We start from the raw sequence: 11,058 nt of genomic DNA, 5'->3' as shown, positions 1-11,058 counted from the left end.
TCCCGGAGATCGCGTACGTCTTCCTCGACCCCACCCGCTCCCGCACGGCCGGGCGGCCCGCCCGCACCACCCAGGACGAGACGGGTCGCCCGCTCGACGGCGACACCTGACCCGCCCCCGGCCCGCCCGCACCCCGGCCGATACCGTGCACCGCATGGTGCGATGGCGGTCCGGCACGGTCACGGCGGTACGGCGACGATGGGCCGGCGCCGTCGAACTCGACGTCGACCTGCCCGACGGCGTCCGGATGCGCGCCCTGGCCTACCCGGCGCTGGTCGGCGAGCCCGAGCCCGGCGACCGGGTGCTGCTCAACGCCGGGGCGCTGCTGATGGGCCTCGGCACCGGCGGCTACGCGCTGGTCGTCGCGCTGCCCGACCGGCTGCCCGCCGACCCGCCGCAGGCCGGCGACAGCCGCGACGCCGGCCACCTGGTCAAGGCCCGCTACACGCCGCTGCAGCCGATCCTGCTGGGCGTGGACGAGGAGGCGTCGCCGCACCACGAACTGCTCGCAGCCGCCGAGTCGGTCGACGGCATGCCGGTGGTCACCGCCGACCTGCACTCCGCGCTGCCGGCGATCCTGGCCGGGGTACGCGCCGACGCGCCCGACGCCCGGGTCGCGTACGTGCTCACCGACGGCGGGGCGCTGCCCGCCTGGTTCTCCCGCACCCTGGCCGGCCTGGCCGGTCACCTCGTGGGCACGGTGAGCGTGGGCCAGGCGTTCGGCGGCGACCTGGAGGCGAGCACTCTGCACAGCGGCCTGCTCGCCGCCCGGCACGTACTCGGCGCGGACCTGACGATCGTCGCCCAGGGCCCCGGCAACCTCGGCACCGGAACCCGCTGGGGCTTCTCCGGCGTCGCCGTCGGCGAGGCCGTCAACGCGGTCGCCACGCTGGGCGGGCGCCCGGTCGGCTCGCTGCGCATCTCCGACGCCGACGCCCGGCCCCGGCACCGTGGCGTCTCCCACCACAGCCTGACCGCGTACGGCCGGGTCGCGCTGGCCCCCGCGGAGCTGGTGGTGCCGGACGGCCTCGACCCCGCCCTGGCCGCGGAGGTCGCCGCGGCGCTCGCGCCGCTGGCCGACCGGCACACGATCGTCACAGTGCCCACCGACGGCCTCGACGCGGCGCTGCGGGCCGGCCCGGTCGGCCTGTCCACGATGGGCCGGGGCCTGGACGCCGACCACGCCTACTTCCTGGCCGCCGCTGCCGCCGGCCGCCACGCGGCCCGCCTGCTGGGCTGAGCCCCGCCGCCCTCAGATCGCCAGATAGCCGTTCGCGACCAGGTGGTCGGCGGCCCGCGCGAACACCTCGGGATCCTGCGGCGTCCACGTGCCCAGCCCGTCGACGTAGCGGTTGAACATGCAGAACGCCGCCGCGATCAGCACCGTGTCGTGGATCTCCAGGTCGGTGGCGCCCGCCGCGCGTGCCGCCTCCACCAGCTCGGTGGTGACCTCCCGGCCGCTGCGCCGGACCGCGGCGGCGATGTGCAGCAGCGCCCGCAGCTTCGCGCCGACCGGCGCGGTCGCCACGTCCGCGCGCACCCGGTCGACGAACTCCATCCCCGTGGGCAGCTGCGCGGCGGCGAACGCCGCGTGTGACGAACAGCAGAAGTCGCAGTCGTTGAGGCCGGAGACGTACGCCGCGATCAGCTCCCGCTCCCCCGGCGTCAAGGTGGGATGCGGAGCGCGCAACAGCACCTCCGCCAGCTCGCCCAGCGGCTTTGCCGTCTCCGGACGGAACCGCAGCGGCCCCTGGATGCCCGGATAGGCCTTCTCGTCCAGCCCGAGATCGATGTGTGCGATGACGTCACGCTCCCCTGTCCGTGCCGGCCCGGTCACGCCGGCGGCCCGCCGTCCAGAGTGCCGCCACCCCCGCCGCCCGGGCCAGACACCGGAGAAAGGTCAGCATGATCGAAGAACCAGGGCCCTGCGCGGCCTCCCCATACTGTCCGGGAAATCGACTCCGGCCATCCCGTCACCGCCGTCCGCGCCAGGCAGCCGCGCGGGAAACGCGGCTGGCCGCCGTTAGGAGGCGACCCCCATGGCACTGCGACAACTCCCGAACGCGGCCCCCGACGCCGGGATCTCCACCCACCGCCCGCCGCATCCCCTCCGACTCGCCCTGATCAGCGCGGCAGCCGGCGTGCTGCTGGCCGTCCTGTGGTCCTTCGAGCTCGTCGACAAGGTCATCGGCGACAACGTCGCCAACACCGTGCTCGGCCACGACGCCAAGGAGACCGCCATCACCGGCGCCGTCGCCGGGATGCTCTTCGCCTTCGTCTCCGGCTTCGCCGGCACCTTCACCGCCTGCAACATCGCCGTGGCGGCCTCGGTCGGGCCGATGAGCCAGGTCTCCGGCGCCAACCCCGCCGGCGGCACCCGGTCCGCGCTGCGCGCCCTGCTGCGCCCGGTCGGCTGGCTCGCGCTCGGCATGGTCGTCGTCTCGGCCGCCTACGGCATCATCGGCGTCCTGCTCGGCGACCGGCTGCCCCAGCTGTCCACCGAGACGGTCGGCACCGTCCCGGTACGCCTCATCCAGTCCTCGGTCGTCTTCGGCGTCATCGGACTCGCCCTCACCTACCTCGGGCTCGCCGCGCTCAAGCTCGTGCCGGACATCTTCGCGCACCGGCCCGTCGCCCGGGTGATCACCATCGGCGCGCTCGTCGGCGGGTTCCTCGTCGGCCGCCCGTACCCGATGTTCAACAAGCTGTTCCACTGGGCCGTCGACACCGGCAACCCGCTCTACGGGGCGCTGGCGTTCACGCTGCAGTCCCTCGGGAACATCCTGCTGGTCACGGCCGTCTTCGCCCTCGCCGTGGCGATCAGCCGCGGACGCTTCCTCGCCTGGATGGCGGACCCCCGCCGCGCCGCCGCCGTCACCGGAGCGCTGCTCGTCGCGCTTGGCGTCTTCACCGTCATCTACTGGGACATCCGGGTGCCGGCCATGTTCGGCTTCGGCTGGTTCCCCCGGATGCCGTACAACTGAGCCGAACTCAGCCGAGCAGCAGGATCAACGCCAGCCACCCGCCGACGATCAGCACCAGCGCCGCCGCCAGCACCCACGTCGGGACCGTGTAGTCACCGCGCCGGTTGCGCTCGATCTCGGCCCGGATCTTCTCCCGGCGGCGATCGATCCAGTTGAGCTTCTCGCCGCCGTCGCGGCCGGAGGACGTCTCACGGTCGGGGCGACCGGCGGATTCGGAAGTGTTCATCGCGACGACAGCCTACCCGTGCCACGGGCGGCCGGTGCCGGGCACCGGCCGCCCGTGGGCGGTCACATGCTGGCGATCAGGCGCTCCACCCGCTCGTCGTAGGCCCGGAACGGGTCCTTGCACAGCACCGTGCGCTGCGCCTGGTCGTTCAGCTTCAGGTGCACCCAGTCCACCGTGAAGTCACGCCGCTTCTCCTGGGCGTGCCGGATGAACTCGCCGCGCAGCCGCGCCCGGGTGGTCTGTGGCGGCGTCTCCTTCGCCTCGAAGATCTCCGGGTCCGTGGCCACCCGGTCCACCTCGCGGCGACGCTCCAGCAGCCCGTACAGGCCGCGCCCGCGCCGCAGGTCGTGGTACGCCAGATCCATCTGCGCCACCCGCGGGTGCGACAGCGGCAGGTCGTGCTTGCGCTGGTACCGCTCGATCAGCTTCAGCTTCGTGACCCAGTCGATCTCCCGGGCCACCGGGTCCAGGTCGCCGGTCTCGACCGCGCGCAGCACCCGCCCCCACAGGTCGACCACCCGCTTCGCGGTCTGGTCACCGCCCCGGCGCTCCACGAACTCCGTCGCCTTGGCCAGGTATTCCTGCTGGATCTCCAGCGCCGAGACCTCCTTGCCGGCGGCCAGCCGCACCTTGCGCCGGCCGGTGATGTCGTGCGACACCTCGCGGATCGCCCGGATCGGGTTCTCCAGCGTGAGGTCCCGCATCACCACGCCCGCCTCGATCATCCGCAGCACGATGTCGGCGGTGCCGACCTTCAGCAGCGTGGTGACCTCGTTCATGTTCGAGTCACCGACGATCACGTGCAGCCGGCGGTACCGCTCCGCGTCCGCGTGTGGCTCGTCCCGGGTGTTGATGATCGGCCGGCTGCGGGTGGTCGCCGACGAGACGCCCTCCCAGATGTGCTCGGCCCGCTGCGACAGGCAGTAGACCGCGCCGCGCGGCGTCTGCAGCACCTTGCCCGCGCCGCAGATCAACTGCCGGGTGACCAGGAACGGGATGAGCACGTCGGCGAGGCGGCCGAACTCGCCGTGCCGGGACACCAGGTAGTTCTCGTGGCAGCCGTACGAGTTGCCGGCCGAGTCGGTGTTGTTCTTGAACAGGTAGATCTCACCCGCGATGCCCTCGTCGTGCAGCCGCTTCTCCGCGTCGACGAGCAACCCCTCCAGGATCCGCTCACCGGCCCGGTCGTGCGCCACCAGGTCGGTCACCGAGTCGCACTCCGGCGTCGCGTACTCCGGGTGCGAGCCCACGTCCAGATAGAGACGGGCGCCGTTGCGCAGGAACACGTTGCTCGACCGGCCCCACGACACCACCCGCCGGAACAGGTACCGCGCGACCTCGTCGGGGGACAGTCGGCGTTGCCCGCGATAGGTGCAGGTGACGCCGTACTCGGTTTCGAGGCCGAAGATTCGCCGCTCCATGATGAGACATTAGCCGCCCGGAGCCTCCGATGGGCATCGCCGACGCTCACCGCTTGCGATCTTCCCCACGCGGACCGCAAAGCCGGCGGCCTCCCGTACGCGAAAGACCCCGCCACCGCGACGCGGCGACGGGGTCTTTCGCGTAGGTGTCACTCGGCGGGCTTGTCCTCCGCGTTGCCCTCCAGATCGGCCGAGCCCGCCGACGTGGTCGGCTTCTTCGCTTCCTCCGTGGGCACTGTTGGCGTCTTCGCCTGGCCCGGCGCCGGGGCGACGTCCCCCTCGGCCTCGCCGTTCAGCAGCGCGGTCAGCGCCGCGCCGGTGACCCGCCGGAACGTACGCCCCACCCGGCGCCGGTCCAGGACCGCAACCTCCAGCTGGTTCGCGGCGATCGTGCGGGCCGCGCCGCCCTCGCCGCCGACGCTGCTCAGCGCCTTCATGGCGGCGCGGACCGCCTCCGACAGCGACATCTCCGGCCGGTGCTCGTTCTTCAGCACCCCGCTGATCGCCTCGGCCTGGCCGCCCATCGCCATCCGGCCCGGCTCGTCGTTCACCGAACCGTCGTAGGTCACCCGGTAGAGGGAGTCGTCCTCGGGCGTGGCGCCCACCTCGGCCACGCAGATCTCCACCTCGAACGGCTTCGACTGCTCGGTGAAGATCGCGCCCAGCGTCTGCGCGTACGCGTTCGCCAGGGCCAGGCCGGTCACGTCCCGCCGGTCGTAGCTCAGGCCGTTGAGGTCGGCCATCCGCACGCCCGCGCGACGCAGGTTCTCGAACTCGTTGTACCGGCCGACGGCGGCGAAGCCGATCCGGTCGTAGATCTCGCTGACCTTGTGCAGCGTGCTGGACAGGTTCTCGGCGACGAAGAGCACCCCGCCGGCGTAGCTCAGGACCACCGCGCTGCGGCCCCGGGCGATGCCCTTGCGGGCCAGCTCGGAGCGGTCGCGCATGATCTGCTCGGGCGAGGCGTAGAACTGCATGGCCACGGCGGCGGTTCTCCTTCGGACCTGATGGTGCGGGACTGCTGAGTCGGTGGACGGGAAGCGGGGTCAGCCGCCGGGGTTCTCCATCCGGCCGGCCACCACGCTCTCCGCGATCGCCGCCGTCTCGGCGTCGGTGAGCCGGTGGGTGCCCTCGGCGGTAGCGGTCATCACGACCGGGTAGATCCGCCGGGTCAGGTCCGGGCCGCCGGTGGCGGTGTCGTCGTCCGCCGCGTCGTAGAGCGCCTCGACCGCCAGCCGCGTCGCGTCCTCGACCGACAGGCCGGTCCGGAACCGCTTCTTCAGCGCCGACTTGGCGAACAGCGAGCCGGAGCCGATCGCGTCGTAGCCGGTCTCCTCGTACGGGCCGCCGGTCACGTCGAAGCTGAAGATCCGCCCGGCCCGCGCCGGGTCGCTCGCCGCCAGGTCGAAACCGGCGAACAGCGGGACCACGGCCAGGCCCTGCATGGCCGCGCCCAGGTTGCCGCGGATCATCGAGGCCAGCCGGTTGGCCTTGCCGTCGAGCGAGAGCATCGCGCCCTCGATCTTCTCGTAGTGCTCCAGCTCCACCTGGAACAGTCGCATCAGCTCGATGCCGATGCCCGCGGTGCCCGCGATGCCGACCAGCGAGTACGCGTCGGCCGGGTGCACCTTCTCGATGTCGCGCTGGGCGATCAGGTTGCCCATCGTGGCGCGCCGGTCGCCGGCCATGACCACGCCACCGGCGGCCGAGATGGCCACGATGGTGGTCGCGTGCGGCGCCATGTCGGCGGCCATGCCGGGCGGCAGCGGCCGACGGCCGGGCAGCATCTCGGGGGCCACCTTGCTCAGGAACGCTGTGAAGGAGGACGTCCCCGCGTTGGTGAACACATCTGGAAGACGCCCGGATGGATCAAAACCCGCTGCCACGTGGTTCCTCTCAGGTACGTGATCGCCCTGGCCAGGACGTCGGCGTTGTCCTTGAACTGGCCAAGACCACCGTTGCAGTTGAAGCAGAGTATCCCGCGCACCCATCCGGTGCGATGATCGTGGTCCAGATGTTCCGGATCGGGGCGCCGACAGATCGCGCACACGCCGCCCTGCTCGGTCAGGAGCTCCTGGAACTCCTTCTCCCCGACCCCGTAGCGGCGGCGCAGGTGGTACTCGCGATTGCCGCCGTAGAGTCGCTGCTTCGTCTCGTTACCGCGGGCGATGTGGCACGGCTTGCAGTAGCTGTGCCGACCGCTGGCGTTGGTCGTTCGGGGGAAATCGTCAACGGGCTTGATCTGCTCGCAGTCGGGGCACCACTTGAGGCCGTCGGCTACCGGCACGGCAGCCCTTCGCTGCGGCGCGATGCCACGTTTCCGGCGACTCGCCTCTGAGCGAGCAGCGGCACACGTCTTGCAGTAGAACGCCAGCCCGTCTGGACGACGCCGATTACGGTGGAACGCCGACGCGGGAAGCGAGCGGCGGCACTGGGGGCAAAGCTTGTCCGAAGCCTCCGGCAAATCGGACATAAGCCTCATTGACCCCCCTTCTGCACATATCCCCTCACGAACTCCTCTGCGTTCTCCTCCAGGACGGAGTCGATCTCGTCGAGCAGGTCGTCGACGTCCTCGGTGATCTCGGCGTGCCGCTCGGCCACCTCGGGGTTCGCCTCCGCAGTGACCTCGTCGACCTCCTCGCGGGACTTGCCGGACTGGGTCTGCCCACCCTCTTGGGTCGCCATGGTGGTGCCTCCTCCACGATCGCCTGCGATCAACTTACCTCGCGGGAGCGACGAAAGGCCCGCCGCGCGCCCGGTTCCGGCACCCGACGGGCCTTCCGGCATCCGGGTCACCCGCCGGTGAGCGTCTCCAGCAGATCCTTGGCGCTCTCGCAGCGGTCGAACAGCTCACCGACGTGCGCCCGGGTGCCCCGCTCGGGTTCCATCATCGGCACCCGCACCAGCGACTCCCGGCCCACGTCGAAGATGACCGAGTCCCAGCTCGCGGCGACCACCTCGGAGGCGTACTGCGCCAGGCAGCGGCCCCGGAAGTAGGCCCGGGTGTCCTCCGGCGGCTCGGTCATCGCGGTGCGGGTCTGCTCGTCGCTGAGCATCGTCTTCATCGAGCCACGCTGCACCAGGCGGTGGTAGAGGCCCTTCTCCGGCCGCACGTCGGAGTACTGCAGGTCGACCAGCTGCAGCTTGTGCGAGCCCCAGCCGAGCTTCTCCCGCTCCCGGTAGCCCTCCAGCAGCCGCAGCTTCGCCACCCAGTCCAGCTCGTCTGCGCACTCGAACGCGTCGCGGCCGAGCCGGTCCAGCACGCTCTCCCAGCGGCGCAGCACGTCGGCGGTCTGCGCGTCCACGTCCTTGCCGTAGCGGTCGTCCACGAAGGAGCTGACCCGTTCCAGGTACGCCCACTGCACGTCCAGCGCGGTGAGCTTGCGGCCGTCGCGCATCCGCATCAGGTGCTTCAGCGACGGGTCGTGGCTGACCGCGCGCAGCTCCCCCACCGGGTCGGCGATGCCCAGGTCCGCGCCGAGCGCCTTCTCCTCGATCATGGTGAGGATCAGCGCGGTGGTGCCGACCTTGAGGAACGTGGAGATCTCGGAGAGGTTGGCGTCGCCGATGATGACGTGCAGCCGGCGGTACTTGTCGGCGTCGGCGTGCGGCTCGTCGCGGGTGTTGATGATGGGCCGCTTGAGCGTCGTCTCCAGCCCCACCTCGACCTCGAAGAAGTCGGCCCGCTGGGAGATCTGGAAACCGGTCTGGCCGCCGTCCTGGCCGATGCCGACCCGCCCGGCGCCGCAGACGATCTGCCGGGTGACGAAGAACGGCGTCAGGTACGCCACGATGTCGGCGAACGGCGTCTGCCGGCGCATCAGGTAGTTCTCGTGCGCGCCGTAGCTGGCGCCCTTGTTGTCGGTGTTGTTCTTGTACAGGTGGATCGGCTGGGTGCCCGGGATGGTCGCGGCCCGCCGGGCCGCCTCGGCCATCACCCGCTCCCCCGCCTTGTCCCACCGGACCACGTCGAGGGGGTTGGTCACCTCGGGCGTGGAGTATTCCGGGTGGGCGTGGTCGACGTAGAGCCGCGCGCCGTTGGTGAGTATGACGTTGGCGAGGCCGAGGTCCTCGTCGGCGAGCGCCTCGGCCGGGTCGTACGCGGCGCCGGAGTAGGTGAACCCGCGCGCGTCGCGCAGTGGCGACTCCTCCTCGTAGTCCCAGCGGGCCCGGCCGCCCCGGTTGAGTTCCGGCCGCGCCCCGTAGGCGTTTACCACCTGGGAGGAGGTGACCATCGGGTTGGCTCCGGCCTGACCGGGCACGGAGATGCCGTACTCGACCTCGGTGCCCATGATCCTTCTGACGCTCATCGACCTGCCCGCTCCCGCTCGCCGTCCCGGTCCCCGTCATGTCGAGCGTAGTCGGCGTGACGCGCCGAGGGGGCGTGGCGGCAGCGCCGGGTCCGGTGTGGCGGCTTCCCTGCGTACGCGCGAAGGCCCGTGGCGGGTGCGCCACGGGCCTTCGTCGAAGGGTCGGACTACAGGTACTGGCCGGTGTTGCTGGCGGTCTCGATGGACCGTCCGGCCTCGGCGCCCTTGCCGCCGGAGACGAGCGTGCGGATGTAGACGATCCGCTCGCCCTTCTTGCCGGAGATGCGGGCCCAGTCGTCGGGGTTGGTGGTGTTGGGCAGGTCCTCGTTCTCCCGGAACTCGTCGACGCAGGCGTCGAGCAGGTGCTGCAGGCGCAGCCCCTTGCGGCCGGAGGTGAGGAACTCCTTGATGGCCATCTTCTTGCCCCGGTCGACGATGTTCTGGATCATCGCGCCGGAGTTGAAGTCCTTGAAGTAGAGGACTTCCTTGTCGCCGTTGGCGTAGGTGACCTCGAGGAAGCGGTTCTCCTCGGTCTCGGAGTACATCCGCAGGACCACCGCGTCGATCATCGCCGCGACGGTGGCCTGGGCGTCGCCGCCGTGTTCGGCCAGGTCGTCGGCGTGCAGCGGCAGGCCGGCGAGGATGTACTTGGAGAAGATGTCCTTCGCCGCCTCGGCGTCCGGCCGCTCGATCTTGATCTTCACGTCGAGCCGGCCGGGACGCAGGATCGCCGGGTCGATCATGTCTTCCCGGTTGGAGGCGCCGATGACGATGACGTTCTCCAGGCCCTCCACGCCGTCGATCTCGCTGAGCAACTGCGGGACGATGGTGTTCTCCACGTCCGAGGAGACGCCGGAGCCGCGGGTGCGGAACACGGAGTCCATCTCGTCGAAGAACACGATCACCGGAGTGCCCTCACCGGCCTTCTCCCGCGCCCGCTGGAAGATCAGCCGGATGTGCCGCTCGGTCTCGCCGACGTACTTGTTGAGCAGCTCCGGGCCCTTGATGTTGAGGAAGAAGCTGGTGTGCCGCTCCTTGCCCTCCCGCTCGGCGATCTTCTTGGCCAGCGAGTTGGCCACCGCCTTGGCGATCAGCGTCTTACCGCAGCCGGGCGGACCGTAGAGCAGGATGCCCTTCGGCGGCCGGAGCTGGTGCTCACGGAACAGGTCGGAGTGCAGGAAGGGCAGCTCCACCGCGTCGCGGATCTGCTCGATCTGCGCCTGGAGGCCACCGATGTCCTCGTAGTTGACGTCGGGCACCTCCTCCAGGACCAGTTCCTCGACCTCGCTCTTCGGGATCCGCTCGTAGGCGTACGCCGAGCGGGGCTCGATCATGAGCGAGTCGCCGGCCCGGATCGCGCTGCCGATCAGGGTCTCGGCGAGGTGCACGATCCGCTCCTCGTCGGAGTGCGACACCACGAGCGCCCGGTCACCCGGCGCGCCGTCCGGGCCCGCCAGGATCTCCTTGAGCATCACGACCTCGCCGACCCGCTCGAAACCGAACGCGTCGACGATGTTGAGCGCGTCGTTGAGCAGGACCTCCTGGCCACGGCGCAGCTCGTCGGCCTCCAGCGACGGCGAGACCGCCACCCGGAGCTTGCGCCCGCCGGTGAACACGTCCACCGTGCCGTCGTCGTGCTTGGCCAGGAAGACGCCGTAGCCACTCGGTGGCTGGGCGAGCCGGTCGATCTCCTCCTTGAGCGTCACGATCTGCGCGCGAGCCTCCTTGAGGGTGCTCACGAGCCGTTCGTTGTTCTCGGTCAGCCGCGCCAACTGGGCCTGGGTGGCCGCCAGCCGCTCTTCGAGCTGCCGGACGTGTCGAGGGCTTTCGGTCAACTTGCGCCGCACCAGAGCGAGTTCCTCTTGCAGGAACGCGACCTGCGTGGAGAGATCGTGGGCTTCCTTTTCCCACCGTGCGGCGCGCGAGTCCGCGTCGTCGCTGCGTGCCACGTCCCACCTCCCCGGGGGGCTTGAACGTTCTGACCTAACACTAGCCGCTATGAGCCCGATTCGGTCCACAGCAACGCGCTCGTCACCGAAGCTTGATCGCGAAGGGCTGGTCGCGGGGTGGGTACGGGCGTTCGGGTACCGTCGGAGCGTGGGACGGGAGAACATGGG

The 11,058-nt window shown here is 70.8% G+C and carries 10 protein-coding genes and 1 pseudogene; 2 read left to right on the top strand and 9 right to left on the bottom strand.

All coding sequences use genetic code 11. The features are described 5' to 3' along the window. The first annotated feature begins 154 nt into the window (after window positions 1-154). The gene (locus KBX39_RS11200) at window positions 155-1,240 is read left to right on the top strand and encodes a DUF3866 family protein (RefSeq protein ID WP_113973693.1); all 1,086 of its coding nucleotides are present in this window, start codon (window positions 155-157) and stop codon (window positions 1,238-1,240) included. Between the two features lie 12 nt (window positions 1,241-1,252). Here KBX39_RS11200 and KBX39_RS11195 read toward each other — a convergent pair whose 3' ends face one another. Further along, window positions 1,253-1,801, bottom strand: coding sequence for a carboxymuconolactone decarboxylase family protein (locus tag KBX39_RS11195; RefSeq protein WP_064446506.1), 549 nt, complete (start codon window positions 1,799-1,801; stop codon window positions 1,253-1,255). A gap of 238 nt (window positions 1,802-2,039) precedes the next feature. On the opposite strand from KBX39_RS11195, the gene KBX39_RS11190 reads away from it, so the two are divergent. Beyond that, window positions 2,040-2,984 carry a hypothetical protein gene (locus tag KBX39_RS11190; RefSeq protein WP_210870367.1) on the top strand — a complete coding sequence of 315 codons (945 nt, stop codon included), beginning with the start codon at window positions 2,040-2,042 and terminating at the stop codon, window positions 2,982-2,984. A 7-nt stretch (window positions 2,985-2,991) separates the two neighbouring features. Here KBX39_RS11190 and KBX39_RS11185 read toward each other — a convergent pair whose 3' ends face one another. From KBX39_RS11185 to arc, 8 genes and pseudogenes are all read right to left on the bottom strand, one after another. Beyond that, the gene (locus KBX39_RS11185; protein WP_030504132.1) at window positions 2,992-3,210 is read right to left on the bottom strand and encodes a hypothetical protein; all 219 of its coding nucleotides are present in this window, start codon (window positions 3,208-3,210) and stop codon (window positions 2,992-2,994) included. Between the two features lie 62 nt (window positions 3,211-3,272). Continuing rightward, complete coding sequence (gene pafA / locus KBX39_RS11180; protein ID WP_030504131.1) at window positions 3,273-4,631, bottom strand: Pup--protein ligase; 1,359 nt, start codon at window positions 4,629-4,631, stop codon at window positions 3,273-3,275. A 290-nt stretch (window positions 4,632-4,921) separates the two neighbouring features. Next, window positions 4,922-5,614, bottom strand: a pseudogene (gene prcA / locus KBX39_RS11175) (proteasome subunit alpha); the annotation flags it as partial. 63 nt (window positions 5,615-5,677) lie between these two features. Next, window positions 5,678-6,517 (bottom strand): proteasome subunit beta, encoded by an 840-nt coding sequence (gene prcB / locus KBX39_RS11170; protein ID WP_030504129.1) that lies wholly within the window; start codon window positions 6,515-6,517, stop codon window positions 5,678-5,680. Beyond that, a complete protein-coding gene (locus KBX39_RS11165; RefSeq protein ID WP_281606197.1) occupies window positions 6,436-6,918 on the bottom strand; it encodes an endonuclease VII domain-containing protein in 483 nt (160 codons plus the stop codon). Before KBX39_RS11165 ends, prcB begins: the two co-directional genes overlap by 82 nt. Window positions 6,919-7,109: 191 nt before the next feature. Then, window positions 7,110-7,316: a ubiquitin-like protein Pup gene (locus KBX39_RS11160; protein WP_030504127.1), complete on the bottom strand. Its 207-nt coding sequence runs from the start codon at window positions 7,314-7,316 to the stop codon at window positions 7,110-7,112. Between the two features lie 107 nt (window positions 7,317-7,423). Then, complete coding sequence (gene dop, locus KBX39_RS11155; RefSeq protein ID WP_036344014.1) at window positions 7,424-8,941, bottom strand: depupylase/deamidase Dop; 1,518 nt, start codon at window positions 8,939-8,941, stop codon at window positions 7,424-7,426. A gap of 167 nt (window positions 8,942-9,108) precedes the next feature. Further along, window positions 9,109-10,890, bottom strand: coding sequence for a proteasome ATPase (gene arc / locus KBX39_RS11150; RefSeq protein ID WP_043324384.1), 1,782 nt, complete (start codon window positions 10,888-10,890; stop codon window positions 9,109-9,111). Window positions 10,891-11,058 lie beyond the last annotated feature (168 nt).

The sequence above is a fragment of the Micromonospora sp. D75 genome, from assembly GCF_018070405.1.
Lineage (GTDB): Bacteria > Actinomycetota > Actinomycetes > Mycobacteriales > Micromonosporaceae > Micromonospora > Micromonospora chalcea.
Note: the sequence above shows the minus strand (reverse complement) of the source record. Positions and strands in the feature narration are given on the sequence as shown.